Here is a 21,647-nt window from a genome sequence, read left to right as displayed (position 1 = left end):
TTGCCGCCCCGCCCGGGCAAGATCGCGCTGCTCACGGACGATCCGGCGAATGCGTGCCGTAGGGCAACGGCTAGCCTCGTGGGGCTATGGATCTCTCCCACGCCGCGCTGCTGCTCGCCGCCGGTCTCGCCGCTGGCACTGTCAACGCGGTGGCCGGTGGCGGTTCGTTGATCACCTTCCCGGCGATGATCGCGATCGGGTTGCCCCCGGTGCCGGCGAACGTCAGCAACTCCGTCGCCGTCTTCCCCGGGTACCTGGCCAGCGTGGCGGGCAGCCGGCAGGACCTGCCGAGACCCCGCGCGCTGGCCACGCTGGTGCCCACCACCATCGTGGGCACGATCCTCGGGGCGTTGCTGCTGCTGGCCACTCCGGCCCGCGCATTCGAGCTGGTCGTACCCTTTCTGGTCCTCGGCGCGACGGCGGTCCTGGCCTTCCAGGACCCGCTGCGCCGGCTGGTCGGTCATCCCAGGGACCTGTCGCCACGCCGGCGGACGATCGCGGTGCAGACGATGGTCGCGCTCGGTGCGGTGTACGGCGGTTACTTCGGTGCGGCGCTCGGGGTGATGCTGGTGGCCGGGCTGGCCCTGGTGCTGGACGCGACCCTGGCCCGGGTGAGCGCGATCAAGAATCTGCTGTCGGCGGTGGTGGGGTTCACGACGCTCGTGGTGTTCGCCCTGTTCGGCCCCTTGAACTGGGCGGCGGTCGCGGTGGTCGCGCCGGCCACCCTGATTGGGGGGTACGCGGGCGCCCGGCTCGTCCGTCGGCTGCCGCCGGTGGTGCTCAAGACGGTGATCGTGGTGTTCGGTACGACGATCGGCCTCTACCTGCTCTGGCGCGCCCTCAACTGACGCCGCCCGGCCCGCGAACACCGACGCGCCATCCAAGATCCAAGCAACTTCAGGGAAAGTGCTGCCTCAGCGGGCAGCGAGGCAGCACTTTCCCCGAAACTGCGCGGATCTTGGGTGGCGCGTCGCGGAGCGGCAGGGCCGGGACCGGGACGGTCAGTAGGCCTCGCCTACCGGTTCCTCGGCGCTGTGTTCGGTCTTCGCGGCGGCGCGGTTCCAGCGGGACCAGAGGACCCGCTCGCCGTAGCCGGCGGCCATCAGGTGCGCGAAGGCCAGGTAGACGAGCACGCCGACGGCGAGCACCCCGAAGCCGACCCAGAACGGCAGCGACAGCGACTGCTCGGCGAGCTTGCCGGAGATGATCGGTGCCGGCGCGGCGGCGCCCCAGCGGACCAGGTTGAACGCGCCGGTGGCGACGCGCCGGTCGCTGGAGCCGAGGCCGAGCGCCAGGTCGGTGAGGTTGGCGTTGGCCAGTCCCATGCAGAGTCCGGCGAGCACCAGCACCACGAGCGCCTCGGTGGTGCTTGTGGAGGTGGCGAAGAGGACCATGCAGACCAGCAGCCCGGCGATGGCCACGCCGACGGTCTGTACCGCGCCGATGCGGTGGGCCAGCCGGTGACCGATCACCATGATGCCGGCGGCCAGGCCGAGCCCCCAGCCGGTGAAGGCGAGCCCCAGCGGGATGACGTCCAGGCCGAGGAAGAGCGGCGTGTAGCCGAGCACCACGAAGAACACGAAGTTGTACGCGGCGGTCACCACACAGAGGGCGATGAACGCCGGCCGGCGGTAGGTGGCGAAGATCTGGCCGACGCGTACCGGGGCCTGCCGGTTGGTGGGCTCGCGGAGTTTGCGGGAGGCCACGCCGAGGGCGAGGACCATGAAGACGCCGCAGACGAAGAACGGCAGCCGCCAGCTGACCTCACCGAGCAGGCCACCGATCAACGGTCCGACGGCGAAGCCGAGACCGAGGGCGGTTTCGAAGAGGCCCACCACCCATTCCCGGTCGACGGCCAGGTTGACCAGCACCACCATGGCGGTGGCGAAGAACATCGCGTTGCCCAGCCCCCAGACGCCGCGCAGCACGGAGAGCTGCACGATGTTGTCGCTGAACGAGGCGAGGATCGCGGCGAGGCCGACCACGGAGACGCCGGTGATGAGCACCGGCTTGAAGCCGAACCGGCCACTGGCCAGCGTCGCCGGGATCATGCCAAGGGCCATGACCGCGATGTACGCGGTGAACAGCAGCTCGACCTGCCAGGCGGTGACTCCGATCGCCTCGCCGATGGCGGGCAGGATCGGGTCGACGACGGCGATGCCGGCGATGGCGAGGAAGGCCACCAGCGTGGTGGCGTAGATGGCACTGCGGTTCGGTTCGGAACGCCGATCCACTCCGACTCCTCAGATAGCTGTATCGTACAGGTACTTATTCTGTATCATACAGCTATGAGCGACGACCATGACGAGAGCACCCTCGGCCGGATCGAGACCGAGGTGGCCCTGCTGATGCGCTTCGGCGAGGCCACCCGGCGGGCCACCGGCACCGCCGAGCACCGGGTGCTGGACCGCGCGGCGTACGTCATCCTGCGCCACCTGGCCGACGCCGGCCCGCAGAACGTCTCGGCGCTCGCCGCCCGACTCAACCTGGACGGCTCGACAGTCACCCGGCAGGTCTCCGCGCTTCAGCGCGACGGCCTGATCACCCGTACCCCGGACCCGTCCGACGGCCGCGGCACTGTCATCTCCCCCACCCCGGCCGGTCTACAACGGATGGCTGCCGTCCAGGCCGCCCGTACCCGGCTCTACGGCGACATGCTGGCCGACTGGAGCCCCGAGGACCGCTCCACCCTGGCAGCCCTGCTGGGCCGCCTCAACCAGGCCCTGATAAACCGCAACCGCCCCCGCTAACCCAATCAGGTGGCGTGGCCCCCGTCGCCGAATCCGCCAAGATCGCGCAAGATCCTTGTTGTAGTGGCATCCCGCGCGGTCCGACACCACTACAACAAGGATCGAGCATGATCTTGGCGGCAAAGCCGGCAAAACCGCCCGGCCCGCCGGAGCCGCCAGCCCACCGGGCCCCGCCACGGCCACCAGGCCCCGCCACGGCCACCGGGCCCCGCCACGGCCGTCGGCGAGGCCAGGCGGTGCCTGAATCGTCTGCGACATCAGCTCTACAGCGTCCGGCGGACACACCACACGGCCGCCACGGCGGAACAGGTACGCCCGGGCACCGACCGACGTCGGCGCCCGGGCGTCCGTACCTGAGGTCAGGCGACCGGTTCGCGGGCCGAGTCGGCGTCGCGTTCCGTGCCCGGGGTGACCCGGGGGTCGCCCTCGTCGGCGAAGTAGTCGTCCGGCTCGGTGCCGTCGACTCCTTCCTCGACCTTCGCGGCCCGCAGCGCCAGCGTCACCAGCGCCGCGACGGCCAGGTTGACCGCCACCGCCACGATGCCGACGTAGATCGTCCGGGTGGTGTCGAACCCGAACTCCGACAGCGGGAACGCCGAGCCGCCGAAGTGCTTCCGGGTCGGGCTGGCCACCTGGTAGAGCATCCACATGCCCAACCCCATGCCGGCCACCCAGCCGACGATCAGGCCGGTGCGGTGGAACCAGCGGGTGTAGAGGCCCAGCGCCACCGCCGGCAGCGTCTGCAGGATGATCACGCCACCGATCAGCTGGAGGTCGATGGAGAACTGCGGGTCGAGGAAGACGATGCAGGCCACCGCGCCAACCTTCACCACCAGTGAGGTGATCTTCGAGACGGTCGCCTCCTGGGCCGGGGAGGCGTCCCGCTTCAGGTACTCCTTGTAGATGTTGCGGGTGAACAGGTTCGCCGCAGCGATCGACATGATCGCCGCGGGCACCAGCGCGCCGATGCCGATCGCCGCGTACGCGACACCGGCGAACCAGTCCGGGAACTGCTGGTCGAACAGCAACGGGACGATGGTGTTGTTGTCCACCGAGCCGGCCGAGTTGCCGGGCAGCGGCTTCACGCCAGCGGCGATGGCCATGTAGCCGAGCAGCGCGATCAACCCGAGCAGCAGGCTGTACGCGGGCAGCGCCGACATGTTCCGCTTGATCACGTCGCGGTTCCTGCTGGCCAGCACACCGGTGATGCTGTGCGGGTAGAGGAACAGCGCCAACGCCGAGCCGAGCGCCAGCGTCACGTACTGAAGCTGGTTGTTGCCGTTGAGCAGGATGCCGTCGTTCGGGTTGGGCGAGGCGTCGAACTTCGCGTCCGCGGCGGCGAAGATGTCACCCCAGCCGCCCAGCTTGTACGGCAGGTAGATGACCGCCACCAGGATCACGATGTAGATCAGGCTGTCCTTGACGAACGCGATCAGCGCTGGCGCGCGCAACCCCGACTGGTACGTGTAGGCGGCCAGGATGGCGAACGCGATGATGATCGGCAGGTGCCGGGCCAGCGCGTTGTCGCCGGTGACGCCCATCGTCTTGAGTACCGCCTCGATGCCGATCAGCTGCAACGCGATGTACGGCATGGTGGCGACGATGCCGGTGATCGCGATCAGCAGCGCCAGCACCGGCGAGTCGAACCGGTTGCGGACGAAGTCGGCAGGCGTGACGAACCCGTGCCGGTGCGACACCGACCAGAGCCGCACCAGCACCAGGAAGACCAGCGGGTAGATGACGATGGTGTACGGCACGGCGAAGAACCCGGCCGCGCCGGCACCGAACATCAACGCCGGCACCGCCACGAAGGTGTACGCGGTGTAGAGGTCACCGCCGACCAGGAACCAGGTGATCCAGCCGCCGAAGCTCCGCCCGCCCAGCCCCCACTCGTCCAGGTGCGCCATGTCCTTCGGTGCCCGCCACCGGGCGGCCACGAAGCCCATCACGCTGACCAGAAGGAACAGCAGGGAGAAGACGATGATCTCGGTGAGATGGTCGCGCCACATCAGCGGCCTCCCCGCTTCTTCGTCATCTGGTAGACCAACGTGGTGGTGCCGACGCCGAGCAGGATGAAGGCCAGTTGCAGCCAGTAGAAGCGCGGGAAGCCGAAGACCCGGGGCGAGTCGCCATTGAAGAACGCCGGGATCAGCGGCACCACGATGGGGATGAAGAGCAACCAGTTCCAGGGGCTGTGGTCCTTCGCCCTGGACGGCGCCGTGGTGGGCGCCTCCGGTTCGGGTGCAGTCATCTGACACACCTCCGGGGAGTCGAGGCATTGGCTGTAACGGCCGGAGGCTACGACTCTGTGATGGCGGTCACCTGACCCGCCCGGAGGGTGCTGCGCCGAACGGCCGGCCGGCTGCGCCGAACGGCGCGGCCGACCGGCCCTACCAACGAAGGGTGCGGCGGCTCAGTCGAGGCTGGCGAGGTGGGCGGTGTCGTTGACAGTGCGCACTGCCACGCCGCCGTCGGGCCACATGTCGAGCACCGAGATGCCGGCCGCGTCCAGGAAGAGCCGGTGCAGGAAACCGTCGCCGGCCGCGAGGGCGTCGCGCAGCATCAGCTTGATCGGCGAGACGTGCGAGACGACCACCACTGTCTCACCGGGGTACGCGGTGAGCAGCCCCGAGATGACGCGGTGCGCGCGTTCGGCGACCTGGGTGAACGACTCCCCGTCCGGCGGCGCGATCCGGGGTGAGGCGAGCCAGGCGTCCATCTCCCCCGGCCACTGCTGGCGTACCTCTGCGAAGGTGCGCCCCTCCCACTGGCCGAAGTCGCACTCGATCAGGTCGTCCTCGGTGCGGACCGGCACGTCACCGCCGAGCGCCTCGGCGATCGACGCCGCGGTGGCCGTACACCGGGACAACGGTGAGCTGAGCACGGCCGCGACGGACGGGGCCAGCTCGGCCACCCGGGTGCCGGTGGCGCGGGCCTGGGCCCGGCCACGCTCGGAGAGCGGCACGTCGCCGCGCCCGGAGTAGCGCCGCTGCTCGGTGTACGGGGTCTCGCCGTGCCGGACCAGGATGAGCCGGGTGGCGGTGAAGGTCGGCCGTGGCTCCCAGGAGGCCGGCGCGGTCGCCGGGTCGCTGCCGATGATCGGGGCGGCGGGCGTCGTCGAGGGCTGGCCGGCGGCCGCAGTCGTCGCAGGACGGGCGGGGGCCGCGGTCGCCGACGGACGACCCGCGGCGGCGTCCATGGCGGCGTTGGCGAGGGCGTCGGCGTGCCGGTTCTGCTCGCGCGGAATCCAGCTGAACCGGACCGCGCTGAACCGGCCCACCAGCGCGGCGGCCTGGGCGGCGAGGGGCCGCAGGCCGGGGTGCTTGATCTGCCACCGGCCGCACATCTGCTCGACCACCAGCTTGGAGTCCATCCGGACGTCCACCTCGGCGGCGCCCAGCTCGGCGGCGGCGGTCAACCCGGCGATCAGGCCCTGGTACTCCGCGACGTTGTTGGTGGCCGTGCCGAGCGACTCGGAGCGCTCGGCGAGCACCTCGCCGGTCTCCGGGTCGCGGACCACCGCGCCGTAGCCGGCGGGGCCGGGGTTGCCCCGGGACCCACCGTCGGCCTCCATGGAGACCACGCGCGGCGCCACGACCTACAGGCCCGACTCGTTGGTGCGGACCATGATCCGTCGGCAGTCCTCGCAGCGGACCACGTCGTCGGGGGCGGCCTTGCGGATCCGGGCCAGGTCGGCGCCGGACAGGTCCAGGCGGCACCCGCCGCAGCGGCCCCCGGTGAGCAGCGCGGCACCCAACCCGGTGTCCTCGCGGATCTTGTCGTACAGGTTGACCAGATCGCTGGGGAGGTCGGCGGCGAGCGGCTGACGGGCGCCCCGCTTGAACTCCTCCTCCTTGGCGATCTCGGCCAGCGCTTCGTCGCGGCGCTGTTCGGTCGCGGCCCGCTTGTCCCGGGTCTCGGCCAGCCGCTGCTCCACGCCGTCCAGTACGCCCTGCGCGGTCTCCCGCTGCTCCATCAGCTCCAGCTCGGCGTCCTCCAGGTCGCCCTGGCGGCGCTTGAGCGAGACCAGCTCGTGCTGGAGCGCCTCCAGCTCGCGGGCCGGGCCGGTGCCGGCGGCAAGCCGGTTCTCGTCCTTCTCCTTGCGGGCCCGGACCTGCTCGACGTCCTTCTCCAACCGGGCGATGTCCCGGTCCAGGTCGTCCACCGCCACCTGCGCGCGGACCCGCTCGTCCTCCATCGACGACAGCTCCCGGGCCAGCGACTCCAGCTCGGCCCGCTCGGGCAGCGACCGTCGGCGGTGGGCGAGCTGGGCGAGGTTGGTGTCGATCGCCTGGAGGTCGAGCAGGCGGCGCTGCACCTGAGGGTCAGCCTTCACGGTCGGGCTCCTTGTCGTCCACAGCGGGTGCGGCGGCGTGCACGGTCCACGGGTCGGTGTCCAGGTCGGACACCAGCGTCTCGACGTCCGCCGCCTCCCGGAGGAAGGCGGCCAGGTCGTCCAGCCACGGTCGTTCGGTCGCCCAGTGGGCGGCGTCGATCAGGGCGGGACCATCGGCGGCGAGGTGCTCGCCGGCCGGGTGGTGCCGCAGGTCGGCGGTGAGGAACGCGTCCACCCCGGCGGCGGTCGCGGCGCCGAGGAAGCTGTCCCCCGACCCGCCGCTGACGGCGAGGGTACGAACCATACGCCCGGGATCCCCCGCCGCGCGAACTCCCCAGGACGTGACGGGGAGCACCGCTGCCGCGTGCCGGGTCAGCTCGGCGAGGGTCATCGGCTGGGGCAGTTCGCCGATCCGGCCGAACCCCCTGTCGTCGCCGTGGGCGGGCGAGCCGGGCGCGGGTCGTTGAAGTGGGCGCAGACCGGTGAGCCCGAAGCGGGCGGCGAGGGCGTCGGAGACGCCCGGGGAGGCCACGTCGGCGTTGGTGTGCGCCGCGTAGAGCGCCACCCCGGCCCGGATCAACTGGTGGATGATCCGCCCCTTGAAGGTCGTCGCGGCGACCGACGACACCCCGCGCAGCAGCAGCGGGTGATGCGCGACGATCATGTCCGCGTTGGCGGCGAGGGCTTCGTCGACCGTCTCGGGCACCACGTCGACCACGCAGAGCACCCGGCGGACCGGGGCGGCCGGCTCACCGAGCACCAGGCCCACCCGGTCCCACTCCTCCGCCCAGACCGGCGGAAAGCGCCGTTCCAGTGCGGCCACCACGTCGCTGACTGTGGGGGCGGATCCGCTTGTGCTCACGGCGGGCCAGCTTACCGGCGTCGGGGCGGCCGGGCGGTGACACCCGGCCCGGCCGCGTCGGGTGGAAGATCTGCCGGACGCGCTAGGCGGCGGTCCAGGAGACGGTCTGCAATGCTGCCAGCGGCATCGCCCAGGGGAAGGCGTGCAGGTGCTGTTCCCCCGTCCCGGGCGGGTGCAGAGCGATCACATCGTCGCCGAAGAGCACAGTGACACCCCACTCGGCCAACCGGGCCACCCCGGCACGAAACGCCGGGTGGCAGGCCATCGCCGCGTTGGTGTACGGCACCGCCACGATGGGGACGCCCTTGCCCTGGGCCTCGACCAGAAGCCCGAGCGCCAGGGTGTCGGTGATCCCGGCGGCCCACTTGTTGACCGTGTTGACGGTGGCCGGGCAGACGATCATGGCGTCGGCGGGCGGCAGCACGTCCGGGTCACCGGGGTTCTTGTAGTGCGTCCGCACCGGGTGGCCGGTCTGCCGAATCAGGGCCGACTGGTCGACGAACTTCGCGCCGTCCGGCGTGGTGACCACGCAGACGTCCCAACCGTCCTGTTGGGCGAGGTCGACCAGACGACCGACGTGCCGGGCCAGCGGCGAACCGCAGGCGATGACGTAGAGCACCTCGCGGTGCCCGCTGTTGTGCGCTGCACCGGCCATCAGACCGGCTCCGCGCTCATACCCCTACTCCCATGTGCTCAGCCAACTCCGCTACCGGAGAAGGCGGCGCACCACGTGTGCGACGGAGGATGTCGGACATCACCTCGTGCGCGATCGGCCGGCAGCGGATCTCCGACGGGGCGAGCCGATCACCGAGCAGCAGCATCTCGCCGGCGTTCGCCACGTCACCTATCTGGGCGTACCCGCGGGCGATGTCGAGCAGGTGGTGGGCGCGGCGCTCGGGCAGCAGCGCGTTGAAGGCGGGCTCCGCGATGCGCAGCTGGTGCACCTCCACGGCCCGCCCTCCGTCGCCCAGCTCCACAGCGGCGGCGGCCCGGTGCAGCTCGACGTTGGTCGGGCCGAACGACGTCCAGTAGTGGTTGTGGTCGCCGCCGAGCAGGGTGGCGGCCTCCTGCGCGCAGTTGATCAGGTCGTCGACGCTGGCCGAGTCACCGATGCGGGACGCGGCCATCGCCCCCTGGAGCAGCAGCATCCCGTAGACGGAGAGGCGGGCCGGCGAGACCTCGTTGCTCCCACCCGGTGCCAGCCGGTTGGCGATCTGGACGTTCAGCTCCAGCGCGGGCCGGGCCCGCCCCATCGCGACCAGGGCGTTGCACACCCGGGTGGTCGCGATCCCGGCGAGCAGCGGGTCGTCGGCCCGCTGGGCCACCGCCATCGACCTGTCGGCGGCCAACCAGGCGAGCTCGCACTCGCCGAGCTTGCGCAGCACCGAGGAGGCGATCTGGTAGACCTGGCCGAGCAGATGGGCCGCCTCGGCAGCCTGCCCACCGCCGTAGGCGGCGTCGGCCGCCTGGGCGTCGCGCAGCAGCTTGGGCAGCGCCCGGGTGAGCATCCCGTAGCGGCCGTACTGGTAGGTGAGCCAGGCGTGGTTGACGGCCTTGCGCATGTCGTCCATCGGCGGCGGGTACGGCGCCGCGTCGAAGTACGCGCTCATCGAGTCGTAGCGTTCCAGCGCCGCCCGGATCTCCTGCACCTCGACCTGGTCGATGCAGTTGAGGGCGTCGGCGCGCCGCTCCGGGTCCTTGCCCATCAGCAGCTGGACGTCCATCTGGAGGATGTCGGCGATCTCGTAGAGGACGGAGAACTTGTCCAACCGTCGGACGCCGCGTTCGACCTTGTCCACCCAGCTCTTGGACTTGCCCAGCCGGTCCGCGAAGACCTGCTGCGACATCTTGCGTCGCCCCCGCCAGTAGGCAACTCGCCGTCCTATGGGTAGCTCGTCCATCTCCCCATCCTCCCCTGCCACCGACGACCAATTGAGTCGGGGCGATGTCCGCGGGTGCGGCGACTGCCGTTCACTTTCAGGTTTTGCCTGGTCGCACAGGATGTACGTCAGCCGTACAGCCAGTCCTCGTACTTTTCGTGCAAGTTGCACGAGCCGTTCGTCAACCTCAACGATCGTGGGTTACGGCAGTGACGGTGCTCGACATGCGACCTGGCGAACGCCGGGCCCGACGAGAGGAGTTGGCACACATGTGGGGGAATGTCGTACCGCGCGTTGCCGAACTGTCGCCGCTGGAGCGGGTCCGGCTGCGCCGGGTCGCCATCCGGTACGCCGTACATGGTTGGGAGGTCACACCGGGTGCCTGTCTGGCCCGCAGCCGCTTCGTCTGCGGCCGGGCCGGCTGTCCCACTGTGGGCTGTCACCCCGCCCTGGAGAACTGGGAGCTGGCCGCCAGCGCCGACCCGGCCCGGGTGGCGACCTGGTGGCGGAGCCGACCGCACGGGGTGCTGCTGCCCACCGGCCGGGCCTTCGACGTGCTGGAGGTGCCCGCCCACCTGGGCCGACACGTGCTCGACGCGGTCCAGATCCACCCAGCCGGCACCGGCGTACGCGGACCGGTGCTGGTCACGCCCACCGGACGGTGGATGTTCCTGGTCCGCCCCGGCGACCCGCTGCGGCCGGAGTTGGAGCATTGCTTCCACGTGGTCCGGCACGGGCCTGGCTCGTGGATCCCCGCGCCACCCACCCGGCTGCCGGAGGGCACGGTCCGCTGGGCGGTCGCCCCGGAGCAGGCGCGCTGGCAGCTTCCGGATTCGTACCTCGTGCAGAACACGTTGATCGGGGCGCTGCGCGCCGCCGGGGTGACGCTCGCCCCCGACCTGCTCCCCGGTCACCTGCCGCTGCCCCGACGAGGCATGTGAAACCGGCCCGGTCGGCGATTCGATCTGGTGCCCGACAGCGTCGCCGAGGCGTCGGTCCTCGTTGACAGGGGGACGGTGCGAACGCGCGCCACGAACGGGGGAACGATGTCCACCAACGACAGAGCGCCTCACCCCGGCGGCACCGAGCCGCCCCGGCGCAGCCACCCGGGGCGCCGCTGGGCCGGCACCCGACCGTCCGGGTCCCGCCCCGGCCGCCCACGCCCCACCGGCTCCCGTCCAGCCGGCACCCACCGCCCCCTCCGCTAGTCGGTCAGGGGGAGGTCGACGGAGTGGTACTGACGGGCGTTGTCGGTTATCGCCGCGTGGGTGTGGTCGTCCAGGCGAGCCAGCCAGTTGAGGCCTGGGGTGCCCATGGCGAGGGCGGCGGTGGCGTACGCGTCGGCCAACCCGAGGTCGGTGCCGACCACAGTCACCGAGCGCAGCCCACTGGCCGGTGCCCCCCGGCGCGGGTCCAGCACGTGCCGGCCCCGCTCGTAGACGCCGGACGTGGCCACGGCCAGGTCGGTCCCGCTGAGCACCAGGCAGGCCGCCATCGCGTCCCACGGGTGCCGGATGCCGATGCGCCACGGCTCCCCGGACGGCGACAGGCCCCGCACCCGTACGTCGCCGCCGGCGTTCACGCAGTGGTTGACGGCACCGGCGGCGACGAGGCGGTCCGAGGCGACCTGAGCGGCCCAGCCCTTGACGAAGCCGGACGGGTCGAGCCGACCGGTGGCGTACGCGTCGAAGAACCCGTCGGTGGCGCCCCACAGGTCGGCGCAGGTCTCCAGCACGTACCGCAGGTCCGCGGACGCCTCGGAGAGCAGCACCTCACCCCTGTCAAAGCGGCACACCTCGCTGTCCGGCTTGTAGGTGCTGAACCGCGCGTCCACCTCGTGCATCCAGGCGAAGACCTCGTCCGCCAACTCGCGCACTGTCGCCGGTGGCAGATCGTCGGCGAGGTCCAGGGTGATCGTCGTACCCATGATCTGTTCGACCCGGCACAGCCCGGGTCGGGTCAGCGTGGCCCGCACGTCAGAATGCCTTCTCGATGGCGGACCGCAGGGAATTCTTGTAGGCGTCGCTGGTGGCTGTGGCACCGGAGACGGTGTTGAGGTTGGCGCTCTGTTTCTGCACCACCTCCGCACCGCTGCCGTCGTAGGCGGTACGAACGTCACCGCTGTGGATGTCGGACTCACCTCCGCTGGGCAGCGACAGCGCGACGGCGTCGACGATCCGGTTGCCGGAGACGACGATCTGCACCTGCACGAACCCGTACTTCTGGCTGTCGTCAATCGCGTCGAAGCCGTTGCCGGTGACCCGGCGGGTGGTCGACTGGGGTGCCTTGGTGGTGGTCCGCGGAGCGCTGGGGGCCTTCGTCGTCTTGGTGCCCGACGGGCGCGCGGTGGTCTTGCCGGGCTTGGGCGACGTCGACGGTTTGGCGCTTCCCGATGACGTCGGCGTGCCGCCGGCCGGGTCGGTGCCCGGCGCACCCGCGGCGGCGCCGGCGTCGGTGCCCGGCCCGGAGGGGTTGACCGGCTGCGCGGTCGGCAGGTTCTGGGCGACCTGACTGGTGCCCGGCGAGCCCTTGAACACCACAAGCGCTGTGGTGCTGGCGGCCAGGCCGGTGATCGCGAGGAGCGCGCGACGCATGGGGATGCCCTTCCTACAGCTCGAACGTGGCCAGGTGGATCTGCCGTCGGGGCACGCCGGCCCGCCGCAGCGCACGCACCGACTGTTCCACCAGACCGGGCGGCCCGCACAGGTAGACGTCGCGCCGGGCCACGTCGGGCACCAGTTGCCGCAGCCCGTCCGGGCTCATCAGCTGGCGTGGGCCCGGGTCGTCGCGGGAGCCGATGACGTACCAGACGGAGGTGTCGCGTTCCTGGGCCAGCCAGTCCAACTCGCGGCTGAGCAGCACGTCGGCCGGTGTGCGGGCCCGGTAGATCAGCGCGGCGCCCGGCGGCAACTCCTCCAGCATGGCCCGGATCGGCGTGATGCCGCTGCCGCCGGCGATCAGCAGCGCCCGCTCGCCGAGCCGGTGCGCGGCGGTGAAGGTGCCCGACGGGCCTTCGGCCCAGACCCGGGTGCCCGGTTCCAGGTCGCGCAGGTCGGCGGTGTGGGTGCCGACCACCTTGACGGTGACCCGCAGCCAGCGGCCGTTGGCGGCGGCGGAGACGGAGAACGGGTGCGACTGCCACCAGCAACCCCGGGTGAGGAACCGCCAGCGGAAGTGTTGGCCGCCGAGCATCGCCAGCCGGCCGAGCCGCTCCCCGGTGAGGTAGATGGAGATGGTGTCGGTGCTCTCGGCGACCACGTCGGCGACCCGCAGCTTGTAGCGCAGGTTGAACGCCAGCGGGGCGATCACGCGGCCCCAGAGCAGGGCGGCGATCACCAGCAGGTAGAGCGCGATCCAGCCGGTGCGCACCGGGCCGGGCCGGTAGAGCTGCGCGCCGTGGGTGAACTGGTGGCCGAAGCCGAGCAGCAGGACCAGGTAGCTGGACAGGTGCAGCAGGTGCCACATCTCGTAGGGCAACGCCCGCCGGATCGCCCGGATGCTGCTGAACCCGACGAGCATCATGATGCCGGCCGCGACGAACGCCGAGACCATGTCCTCGTAGTCGCCGAGCAACGTGCCGACCTCGGCGAGGATCGACTGCTTACGCAGGTCGGCGTAGCCGACCAGGATCAGCGACATGTGCGCCAGCACGGTCACCAGCAGGGTGGCGCCGACGTCCCGGTGCCAGCGGGCCATGTGCTCGCCGCCGATCCACCGTTCCAGCACCGGCAGTCGGCTCATCATCAGCACCTGCACCAGCAGCAGATAGCCGGCGACCAGGCCGGTGATCCGGCCGGCCGAGGTGACGGTTGCCGCGGTGGTCCGCAGCGATCCGGCGGGGGTGCCCAGCCACCAGGGCAGCACGCTGGCGAGCAGGCCGACCAGGAGCAGCACGCCGAGCAGCCGTCGGCCGCCGGGCCCACGCCGGTCCGGGATCTGCGGGGGTACGGGTACCGCCGACCGGCCGCCGTGCCGGGACGAGGTCCCGGTACGACGGCCGGCGGCGTGGGTGTGCGAATGCGTCACGCGTACAGCTTCATCGGGGCGTACTTCTGGCGGGGGAAGACCTTGTCGACCTCCGCGTTGGTGAGCCCGAACCGGCCCTGCGCCACCGCGCCGTAGACGTTGAACATGTTGTTGTACTCCGGCACGTCACCGGAGTCCAGCTTGTCCAGACCGTTCCAGGTGCCCAGCAGCGAACCGGCCAGCTTCTTGCCGGACAGCAGGGTGACCACGCCGCCGTGCCCGTGGTCGGTGCCGTTGTTGTTGGAGCCGACCCGACGGCCGAACTCGCTGGACACCATGATCGTCACGTCGGCGGCCTTCGGGCCGAGGTCGGTGAAGAAGGCGGCCATCGCGCTGGCCAGCTCGTTCAGGCGGCGGTACAGCTGGCCGCCCTCGCGGGTGCCCTGGTTCTCGTGGGTGTCGTAGCCACCCATGCCGACAGTGGCGACCCGAACGTTGGCACCACCCTTGATCAGCTGGGCGAGTTGCTGGAACGCGTTCCCGACGCCCTCGTACTTGACGCCCTCGGCGGGCTGGTACGGCTTGGCGGCGAGCTTCTGGGCGGTGGCCAGCGCGCCCATGCCCTCCTGCACGGCCTCCTCGACCGGGTGGTTGATCCCGGTGAAGAGCCCCTTGATGGCCTTCTCGGTGGCGGCCCGGAACCGCTCGTCACCGTTGAGCCGCAGGGAGCCGACGTTGTTCAGCGAGAGCGCGCCGTTGTTGCCGACCAGCGAACGGGGCAGCGTGCTGCCGATGCCGACGCTGCGGAACGCGGTGCCCTTGCCCAGGTTGTCGACCAGACCGTCGAGCCAACCCCGGCCGCCGGTCTCGTTGGGCAGCCCGCCCAGGTTGCAGGCGTCGGCGGCCTGGAAGTGGCTGCGGGACAGCCGCTCGTCGGAGACCGCCGGGATGAAGCCCAGCTGACCGGCAGTGAGCCACTTCTCCAACGGCTTGAACGCGCCGGTCAGCTTGAAGCCGCGGCCCAGAGCCAGCGAGTCGTTGCCGAGCAGCAGGTCGGGCCGGGCCTTGTTGAGCACCGCGTCGTTGTCCGGCGCGATCAGGCTCAGGCCGTCCAGACCGCCGTAGAGGAAGACGTGGATCAGGGTGCCGGTCTTGGTCGCCGCGAACGACGCCGAGGTGGTGACGAACTGGGCGGTGGCCAGCGCGGTGGCGGTGGCGGCGGCACCGGCGACGAAGGTCCGCCGGGTCACGCCGCGACCGTCCTGCTGGGCCTCCTCCAGGTTCTCCAGGGTGCGGTACCTGTCGAACTCGGCGGCGTTCTCGGCGGCGACGATGTCCGCCTCGGCGCGCAGCAACGCCTCGGCCGGGTTGTCGGCCAGCCGTCGCACGTCGGGGCATTCGGGGTGCAGGGGGAAAGAGTTGTACACAGTCTTCTCCATCGGGTGCCTCACCGGAGGTGGTGCTGGGGGGAAGCGAGGATCGCCCGCGCGACGGCGGTGATGGCCCCGTTGAACGTGGCGTCGACCTTGGTGGTCGCCGCCACACCGGCCACGCCGAGGATGAGGTTCTTCTCCCGCGTGCTCAACTTCTGGCCGACCAGCCGCAGGGAGAGCGCGTCCACGTACGCCCCGGCCGTCGCCGGTGGCTTGGCGACCAGCTTCTCCGGCGCCGTGTACGTGAAGGTGGTGCGGTAGCCGGCGAGGATCTCGCCCGCCTCGTTCCAGCCGTTGACCATGGTGCCGGCCGAGGTCCAGGCGACGTAGACGTCCGGGTAGCCGTCCGGGGTCGGATGACCCATCGGGGACTGACCCAGCTCGCGCATCTTGTCGTGGATCTGGCGCAGCCCCCGGGCGTACGCGGTGCGCTTGCTGTCGCCGTTGTTGTGCTTCGGCGACGCCTCCGGCGAGACACCCAGGGTGCGGTACGTGGCGACCAGGTACTCCATCGGCCGGCGCACCTTCTGGCCCACACCGGCCCAGAACTCGGAGGAGCAGAACAGCGTCATCAGGACCGGCTTGATCATGCCCTTGTTCGTGGTGTACGTCTTGGCCAGCCGGTCCACCAGGGACTTCGGCGGGGTGTCCGAGACGAACCGGGTGGCCAGGCTCTGCGCCACGTACTTCGCCGTCGACGGGTGCGTCGCGATGTAGGTGATGTACGCGTCGATCGCCGCTTCGGCCTTCTTCGGGTCGGCCGAGTTGTTCGGATGGGTGAAGCCGAGGATCTTCACCTTGCCGACGTAGTGCTGCTCGGGGCGGAAGACGTACTTGCCCTTGTCGTCCACACCGCGGCCGGTCTGCAACATGGCTGCCTGCCGGACGTCGGGCTCCTTGTAGCCGCCGTCGACGCCGACCGAGTAGAGCTCGAGGTTCTCCCGGGCGAGGTTCTCGTTGATCGCGTCCTTGCGGGAGTCCTTCTGGTTCAGGTAGATCAGCAACGCCGGGTGCTTGTTCGCCGCGACCAGCATCTCCGGGTAGCTGCCCAGCGCGTGCTTACGCACGACGTCCTGGTCGAACGAGTTGCGGTACACCTCGCCGCCGTCGAAGTCCGCGGCGACGTGCAGGAAGTCGTTCCAGAAGTCGACCATCACCTCGAACAACTGGCGCTTGGACCAGATCTGTCGGGCGATGGTGGCGTCGACCATCTCCCGCTCCGGGTGGGCGTCCTGCTCGTTGAGCTTGTCCCGCTGGTCACGCAGCTGCTGCACGGAGAGCTTCTGGGTCGGCAGTTCGGCGAGCTTCAGCTCGCCCTTGCTCGGCTCCAACTTTCCCGGGTCCAGCTGGGCGCGGATCCAGGCGTCCATGCCCTCGCGCTTGATGTCGGCGATCACTGCGGGCGTCGCGCCGAAGGTGGCGCGCCGGGCCAGGTGCAGGATCGGGTCCTTGGCCAGCACCGTCTTCACTGTCACCTTGGTCGCCGCCGCGGCCGCTGCCGGGCCGGAGAAGGTCCGCCCACCGGCCGGCGCGTTCTTCTTCAGCGCCTCACCGGCCCGGGAGCCCATGTAGCTTTCGTTCTGCTCGGTGTAGGTACGCACGGTGCTGGGCTGCTGGCCGCTGGGCCGCGCCGCGGTGCCGTCGGTCACCGTGCTGCCGGTCGCGTCGCCGGCCGCCGCTTCGTCGCCGAAGAGGCCACGGATCTGCGGGGTCATGGCGAGCGCCGCGCCACCGGCGACGACGGCGGCGGTGCCGCCGAGGGCCACCATCGCCTTACGTCGGCCGACCTTGCGACCCGGCTCGTTGTCATCGTCGAGGGTGGGCAGTCCGGTACCGGCCGGTCGTGCCGGGGCCGGGCGGCCAAGGCCCTCCGGGCCAACCCACTGCGGACCGCGCGGGGCGGGCGCGGGCTGCCCGGCGTACTGCTCACGCGGGTCGGCCTGCGCGGCGTAGCCGCCCTGGTAGGGGTGGGGCGAGTCGTAGCCGTAGGGCGCTGGCGTGTGGGGGTCGCCGTAGCCGTCAGCGTTGGGGTGCTGATGTCCGTCCCAACCGCGGTCGTCCCGCGGTCGACGTGGTGGCACATTCTGGTCGGCCATGTACCAATCCCGATTTCTGATGAGCGCCGGAAGCTGCTACCGGGCAGGTGCGGCAGGTGCGGCGACTGTTGCCTGAGGGGGTTGCTACGGCAAGGTAACCAAGGCCCCAGGGCCCTTCAAGGTGGCCGGAACCCACTCGTGAGGGCACTTAAGACAGCGCTCAGTGCGACGTCGGAGGTGGGTGGCCGGATGGGTCTGCCCGCCGACCTTCCCAGCAGGGCGTACGCGCGGCAGCCGAGCACGGATCGGACCAGGCCGCCGTACGCGACAGTTTCGGCGTCGTTCACCACCAAAGGCAAACTTAAGGTTCAGGTAAGCCGGACATGAGGCGTGCTCGCGTGGAGGAAAAGTAGCAGTAGCGGGCGAGCGTGAGCCGCCACCGCAGCGGGTATGCCGCCGAACCGCTGAACGCGTGAGGGGAAGGCAGCGCCATGCTCAGCAAAGAGGATCAGCGCAGATTCGACCAGATCACCCGTCAGCTCCGGGAAAGTGATCCGGCCTTCTTCAACCGGCTGGACCATCGGGCCCGAGCCCGCAGGGGCCGCTACCTGATGTTGTTGACCATAGTGCTGTGGGCGTCGCTGCCGGCGATAGCCGTGTTCGCCGGTCGACTCACCGGCGCGATCTGCGCGGTGGTGCTGGTGGCCAATGCCGCGATCATGTGGCGGTTCCGCCGCCGCTGGACGTGACTGCTCAACCGCTCAACGGGACGGGTCAACCGGTGGACGTGACAGCTCACCTGTCAGCCGGACCGAACGCCCGGTACGCGCGGCGCAACCGTTCGAGCAGTCCCGGCCCACCGATGGCCGGGGCCGGCGCTCCGAGCTGGCGCAGCAGCAGGTCGGTGCCGGTCACCAGTCGGGGCGGCCGATCCGGCAGCGGCACCGGCGCTGACCAGAAACGGTCCGCCGTATCCGCCAGCGGCGTCGCCGACAGCCCGGCGAGCGCCCGGGCGGCACCGACCGGTGCCACGGACTCCACTGTCGACAGCACACCGTCCGGTCCGGACGGTGGGTCGACCGGTGGGGGCGGTGCTGTGGCACCGGTGGCCACGGCCCGCCGGGCGCGGAGTTCGTCGAGCAACTCCGCGCGGGACCGACCACGCCAGTGCAGCAGCTCGAACGGGTCCGCGTCGAACGCCTCGGCCAGCAGGTAGAACGTCGCCGCGAGGTGCTTGCACGGCACCGCGAAGTCGGGGCAGTTGCAGCGCTGGGTCAACTCGTTCACGGCGGCCGGGAAGAGCGGCGCGCCGGCGGCGGCGAACAGCTCCTCCAACTCGTCGGGGAGGTCCCCGGCGAGCAGCCGGGCGCTGAAGAACGCCTGCCCTGCCAGCTCGTCCTCGATTCGGGACCAGAGCGCCGCCGGGAACGGCTTCAGCGCGATCGACACCTGGTACGGCTGCGGCCGGGAGCCCTGCACCACCGCGGTGACCCGCCCGGGTGTGACGTCGAGCGTGAGCACCTGACCGGCCCGCGCGTAGGACCGGCCCCGGGTCAACCGGGTGCCGAGCGCGAACGACTCCAGCACCTCCAGGAAACGCCGCGACCACCAGGACCGGCCGATCGCGCCCCGGGCACTGCGCGCCCGCAGACCCCCGTCGACCCGACGCGGGCGCCCGTAGTCGGCGAAGTCCGTCACTCCACCACCGCGCCGGCTTCCAGGGCGAACAGGTCCCGCAACTGGCCGGTGGACAACTCGGTGATCCACTGCTCGCCGGTGCCGACCACCCGCTCGGCGAGGCTGCGCTTGTCGGCGATCAGCGCGGCCACCTTCTCCTCGACAGTGCCGGCGCACACGAACTTGCGCACCTGCACCCGCCGGCGCTGCCCGATCCGGAACGCCCGGTCGGTGGCCTGGTCCTCGACCGCCGGGTTCCACCACCGGTCCACATGCACCACGTGGTTCGCGGCGGTCAGGGTCAGCCCCGTGCCGCCGGCCTTGAGGGAGAGGACGAACAGCGGCGGGCCCTCCGCCGACTGGAAACGCTGCACCAGGGCGTCCCGCTCGGCCTTGCCGAGGCCACCGTGCAGGAACAGCACCTCCCGGCCGAACCGCGCCGACAGGTGACCCCGCAACATCGCACCGAACTCGGCGTACTGGGTGAAGAGCAGTGCCCGCTCCCCCGCCGCCAGCACCTCCTCCAGGATCTCGGTGAGCCGAGCCAGCTTGCCGGAGCGGCCCTCCAGCGGTGAGCCGTCGCGCAGCAGCTGGGCGGGGTGGTTGCAGACCTGCTTGAGGCGGGTCATGGTGGCCAGCACCAGGCCGCGTCGTTCGATGCCGTCGCTGGTCTCGATCCGGGCCAGCATGTCGTCGACCACCACCCGGTACAGCGCGGCCTGCTCCGCCGTGAGGTTGCAGAGCACCTCCATCTCCAACTTCTCCGGAAGGTCGGAGATGATCGACGAGTCGGTCTTGAGTCGGCGCAACACGAACGGGCCGGTGATCCGGCGGAGCCGCTCGGCGGCCTCGGCGTCGCCGTGCCGCTCGATCGGCTCGGCAAACCGTTTGCGGAACGTCGCGGCCGGCCCGAGCAGACCCGGGTTGGCGAACTGCATGATCGACCAGAGGTCGGCGAGGCGGTTCTCCACCGGCGTACCGGTCACCGCCACCCGCTGCCGGGCGGGCAGCGCGCGAACCGCCTCGGCCTGCCGGGTCGACGCGTTCTTGATCGCCTGCGCCTCGTCCACCACCACCCGGTGCCAGTCGATGCCGGCCAGGTCGGCGGCGTCGCGGGCGGCCACCGAGTAGGTGGTGAGGACCAGGTCCGCGCCGTGCGCGGCCGCTGTGAACTCCGCGCCCCGCGCCCGCTCGGCACCATGGTGTACGTGCACCCGCAGCTCCGGGGTGAACCGTGCCGCCTCCCGCTGCCAGTTGCCGACCAGCGACATCGGACAGACCAGCAGGGTCGGCCCGGCCTCCGGTGGGTCCCCGGCGAGCAGCGCGAGCAGTTGCACAGTCTTGCCCAGCCCCATGTCGTCGGCGAGCACACCGCCCAGGCCCAGCGAGCGCAGGAAGGCAAGCCACGCCAGTCCCCGCTGCTGGTACGGCCGCAGCGTCCCCCGGAAGCCCGGTGGCGGGTCCAGTGGGGTGAGCCGCCGCTCGACCGCGCCGGCGAGCAGGTCGCCCAACGCCCCGTCGGCGGTCACCTCCAGCACCGGCAGCTCGCCGGTGGCCTCTCCGTCGGCCAGCCCGAGGCGGAGCAGGTCGGCGACGGTCAACTCGCCCGCGGAGCGGAGCAGGCGCAGCCCGGCCGCGAGCCGCCCCGGGTCCAGCTCCACCCACCGGCCGCGGAGCCGGACCAGCGGGGTCTTCGTCTCGGCCAACGCCGCCAACTCCTCGGCGGACAGCGGCTGGTCACCGAGCGCGATCTCCCAGCGGTAGTCGACCAGGGCGTCCAGACCGACACCGGCATCGGCGCCACCCACAGTGCCCGGCGCGGTGCGGCTGCGCGCCCGCAACCGGGCGCCCAGTCGTGCCGACGGACGCTGCCACCAGGAGGGCAGCAGCACCCCGAACCCGGCCGCGTGCAGCACCGGAGCGCCCGCACTGAGAAACCGGTGCGCCCCCTCGACATCGAGTTCCATCGCCTCCGGGGCGGCGGTGCGCAGCGCGGCGTCCAGGTCCGGCCAGAGCCGACTGGCCCGGCCCAGCTCGGCGAGGAGCGTCTCCTGCGGGCTGGTCGTCCGGCCAACCAGGCCGCCGAGGGTCTGCGGCGCTCGCCAGATGTCCCCGGCGTCGACGTGCAGGCCGGGTTCGTCAGCGGCCTGCAACCCGAACTCCAACCGCCAGCGTCCGGCACCGACCGACCCGACCGGCACCGGCGCGCTGTCGGCGGGCACCGGCACGGGCGCACCGTCGGCGGGCACCGCCCGAGTGGCCAGGATCGGTTCGGTGACCTCGTCGGGGGCTGGTTCCACCAGGCGGAAACTGGCCCGCACCGGGCCACCGGCGGCGTCGCGCTGCCAGGCGTCCAGTTCGGCGGAGAGGGTGGCCAGCCCGGCCGGGTCGATGGTGAAGTCCCGCTGCGGGCCGGCGAGCGCGGCCAGCCAGGCCGGCACCGGACCACCGGGGCGCAGCCCCCGGGCCAGCGTGGTGGTCGCCAGCGCAGCCCGTGCGGCAGCATCGGTCAACGCATCCAGCGCATCCGCGACCAGGGCGGCAGCGGTCAGCTCAGGCCCGCCCGAACCAACGGCCGTCGCGGCGGAGGTGGCCGCGCTCCCGGTGGGCCCCTGACCAGCGGCGGCGGTGGGCGGCAACGCGGCGGTGGCGGGCGGCAGGACGGCGGCTCGGGCGGCCGGTGGCAGGGCCAGCGCCAGCGAGCGCG

19 protein-coding genes are annotated in these 21,647 nt (G+C 71.4%); 4 read left to right on the top strand and 15 right to left on the bottom strand.

Annotated elements, in window-relative coordinates; translation table 11 throughout:
• Positions 1 to 86: 86 nt before the first annotated feature.
• Entirely contained in the window at positions 87 to 848 is a 762-nt protein-coding gene (locus GUI43_RS20275; protein ID WP_112582620.1) for a sulfite exporter TauE/SafE family protein, read from the top strand.
• Positions 849 to 1,001: 153 nt separating this feature from the next.
• Here the strand turns inward: GUI43_RS20275 and GUI43_RS20270 are convergent, their stop codons facing one another.
• A complete protein-coding gene (locus tag GUI43_RS20270; RefSeq protein WP_112699518.1) occupies positions 1,002 to 2,234 on the bottom strand; it encodes an MFS transporter in 1,233 nt (410 codons plus the stop codon).
• Between the two features lie 54 nt (positions 2,235 to 2,288).
• Here GUI43_RS20270 and GUI43_RS20265 point away from each other — a divergent pair, with 54 nt between their 5' ends.
• Entirely contained in the window at positions 2,289 to 2,750 is a 462-nt protein-coding gene (locus GUI43_RS20265) for a MarR family winged helix-turn-helix transcriptional regulator (protein WP_112582618.1), read from the top strand.
• A 359-nt stretch (positions 2,751 to 3,109) separates the two neighbouring features.
• Here GUI43_RS20265 and mctP read toward each other — a convergent pair whose 3' ends face one another.
• From mctP to GUI43_RS20230, 7 genes are all read right to left on the bottom strand, one after another.
• The gene (gene mctP, locus GUI43_RS20260; RefSeq protein ID WP_112699517.1) at positions 3,110 to 4,759 is read right to left on the bottom strand and encodes a monocarboxylate uptake permease MctP; all 1,650 of its coding nucleotides are present in this window, start codon (positions 4,757 to 4,759) and stop codon (positions 3,110 to 3,112) included.
• Positions 4,759 to 5,001, bottom strand: coding sequence for a DUF3311 domain-containing protein (locus GUI43_RS20255; RefSeq protein WP_112582616.1), 243 nt, complete (start codon positions 4,999 to 5,001; stop codon positions 4,759 to 4,761). The genes mctP and GUI43_RS20255 overlap by 1 nt, the downstream gene beginning before the upstream one ends.
• Before the next feature lie 162 nt (positions 5,002 to 5,163).
• Positions 5,164 to 6,345 (bottom strand): bifunctional RNase H/acid phosphatase, encoded by a 1,182-nt coding sequence (locus GUI43_RS20250; protein WP_112699516.1) that lies wholly within the window; start codon positions 6,343 to 6,345, stop codon positions 5,164 to 5,166.
• A 3-nt stretch (positions 6,346 to 6,348) separates the two neighbouring features.
• Positions 6,349 to 7,086: a zinc ribbon domain-containing protein gene (locus GUI43_RS20245; RefSeq protein WP_112582614.1), complete on the bottom strand. Its 738-nt coding sequence runs from the start codon at positions 7,084 to 7,086 to the stop codon at positions 6,349 to 6,351.
• Positions 7,076 to 7,912, bottom strand: a complete 837-nt coding sequence (locus GUI43_RS20240) for a Nif3-like dinuclear metal center hexameric protein (protein ID WP_373861034.1) — start codon at positions 7,910 to 7,912, stop codon at positions 7,076 to 7,078. The genes GUI43_RS20245 and GUI43_RS20240 overlap by 11 nt, the downstream gene beginning before the upstream one ends.
• Positions 7,913 to 8,030: 118 nt before the next feature.
• Positions 8,031 to 8,603: a flavoprotein gene (locus tag GUI43_RS20235; protein ID WP_112582612.1), complete on the bottom strand. Its 573-nt coding sequence runs from the start codon at positions 8,601 to 8,603 to the stop codon at positions 8,031 to 8,033.
• Between the two features lie 16 nt (positions 8,604 to 8,619).
• The gene (locus GUI43_RS20230; RefSeq protein WP_112582611.1) at positions 8,620 to 9,849 is read right to left on the bottom strand and encodes a helix-turn-helix domain-containing protein; all 1,230 of its coding nucleotides are present in this window, start codon (positions 9,847 to 9,849) and stop codon (positions 8,620 to 8,622) included.
• Between the two features lie 248 nt (positions 9,850 to 10,097).
• Here GUI43_RS20230 and GUI43_RS20225 point away from each other — a divergent pair, with 248 nt between their 5' ends.
• Positions 10,098 to 10,769 (top strand): bifunctional DNA primase/polymerase, encoded by a 672-nt coding sequence (locus tag GUI43_RS20225; RefSeq protein WP_091409390.1) that lies wholly within the window; start codon positions 10,098 to 10,100, stop codon positions 10,767 to 10,769.
• Between the two features lie 263 nt (positions 10,770 to 11,032).
• Here the strand turns inward: GUI43_RS20225 and GUI43_RS20220 are convergent, their stop codons facing one another.
• The 5 genes from GUI43_RS20220 to GUI43_RS20200 are packed head-to-tail and all read right to left on the bottom strand — an operon-like array spanning position 11,033 to position 17,323.
• Positions 11,033 to 11,755 carry an FAD:protein FMN transferase gene (locus GUI43_RS20220; protein WP_112699552.1) on the bottom strand — a complete coding sequence of 241 codons (723 nt, stop codon included), beginning with the start codon at positions 11,753 to 11,755 and terminating at the stop codon, positions 11,033 to 11,035.
• A 49-nt stretch (positions 11,756 to 11,804) separates the two neighbouring features.
• Positions 11,805 to 12,422 (bottom strand): FMN-binding protein, encoded by a 618-nt coding sequence (locus GUI43_RS20215; protein WP_112699515.1) that lies wholly within the window; start codon positions 12,420 to 12,422, stop codon positions 11,805 to 11,807.
• 13 nt (positions 12,423 to 12,435) lie between these two features.
• On the bottom strand, positions 12,436 to 13,854 hold the full coding sequence (locus tag GUI43_RS20210) for a ferredoxin reductase family protein (RefSeq protein ID WP_112699514.1): 1,419 nt from the start codon (positions 13,852 to 13,854) through the stop codon (positions 12,436 to 12,438).
• Positions 13,851 to 15,233 (bottom strand): DUF1501 domain-containing protein, encoded by a 1,383-nt coding sequence (locus tag GUI43_RS20205; protein ID WP_091409379.1) that lies wholly within the window; start codon positions 15,231 to 15,233, stop codon positions 13,851 to 13,853. Before GUI43_RS20205 ends, GUI43_RS20210 begins: the two co-directional genes overlap by 4 nt.
• Positions 15,234 to 15,241: 8 nt before the next feature.
• Positions 15,242 to 17,323, bottom strand: coding sequence for a DUF1800 domain-containing protein (locus tag GUI43_RS20200; protein WP_112582608.1), 2,082 nt, complete (start codon positions 17,321 to 17,323; stop codon positions 15,242 to 15,244).
• A gap of 431 nt (positions 17,324 to 17,754) precedes the next feature.
• Between GUI43_RS20200 and GUI43_RS20195 the strand changes: the two genes are divergently transcribed.
• Positions 17,755 to 18,012: a DUF3040 domain-containing protein gene (locus GUI43_RS20195; protein ID WP_091409372.1), complete on the top strand. Its 258-nt coding sequence runs from the start codon at positions 17,755 to 17,757 to the stop codon at positions 18,010 to 18,012.
• A 46-nt stretch (positions 18,013 to 18,058) separates the two neighbouring features.
• Here GUI43_RS20195 and GUI43_RS20190 read toward each other — a convergent pair whose 3' ends face one another.
• On the bottom strand, positions 18,059 to 18,961 hold the full coding sequence (locus tag GUI43_RS20190; protein ID WP_112601758.1) for an SWIM zinc finger family protein: 903 nt from the start codon (positions 18,959 to 18,961) through the stop codon (positions 18,059 to 18,061).
• On the bottom strand, positions 18,958 to 21,647 hold a 2,690-nt coding region (locus GUI43_RS20185; protein WP_112699513.1), incomplete at its 5' end, for a DEAD/DEAH box helicase. The genes GUI43_RS20185 and GUI43_RS20190, both read right to left, overlap by 4 nt.

Source organism: Micromonospora noduli, from assembly GCF_003264365.1.
In the GTDB taxonomy this organism is placed as follows: Bacteria; Actinomycetota; Actinomycetes; order Mycobacteriales; family Micromonosporaceae; genus Micromonospora; species Micromonospora noduli.
The sequence above is the reverse complement of the archived record's forward strand: the minus strand, read 5'-3'. Positions and strand labels throughout refer to the sequence as shown.

Coding starts and splice junctions, on each gene's coding strand:
- GUI43_RS20275 (WP_112582620.1), top strand. CDS start 87: ATGGATCTCTCCCACGCCGCGCTGCTGCTCGCCGCCGGTCTCGCCGCT.
- GUI43_RS20265 (WP_112582618.1), top strand. CDS start 2,289: ATGAGCGACGACCATGACGAGAGCACCCTCGGCCGGATCGAGACCGAG.
- mctP (WP_112699517.1), bottom strand. CDS start 4,759: ATGTGGCGCGACCATCTCACCGAGATCATCGTCTTCTCCCTGCTGTTC.
- GUI43_RS20255 (WP_112582616.1), bottom strand. CDS start 5,001: ATGACTGCACCCGAACCGGAGGCGCCCACCACGGCGCCGTCCAGGGCG.
- GUI43_RS20235 (WP_112582612.1), bottom strand. CDS start 8,603: ATGGCCGGTGCAGCGCACAACAGCGGGCACCGCGAGGTGCTCTACGTC.
- GUI43_RS20230 (WP_112582611.1), bottom strand. CDS start 9,849: ATGGACGAGCTACCCATAGGACGGCGAGTTGCCTACTGGCGGGGGCGA.
- GUI43_RS20225 (WP_091409390.1), top strand. CDS start 10,098: ATGTGGGGGAATGTCGTACCGCGCGTTGCCGAACTGTCGCCGCTGGAG.
- GUI43_RS20220 (WP_112699552.1), bottom strand. CDS start 11,755: ATGGGTACGACGATCACCCTGGACCTCGCCGACGATCTGCCACCGGCG.
- GUI43_RS20215 (WP_112699515.1), bottom strand. CDS start 12,422: ATGCGTCGCGCGCTCCTCGCGATCACCGGCCTGGCCGCCAGCACCACA.
- GUI43_RS20205 (WP_091409379.1), bottom strand. CDS start 15,233: ATGGAGAAGACTGTGTACAACTCTTTCCCCCTGCACCCCGAATGCCCC.
- GUI43_RS20200 (WP_112582608.1), bottom strand. CDS start 17,323: ATGGCCGACCAGAATGTGCCACCACGTCGACCGCGGGACGACCGCGGT.
- GUI43_RS20195 (WP_091409372.1), top strand. CDS start 17,755: ATGCTCAGCAAAGAGGATCAGCGCAGATTCGACCAGATCACCCGTCAG.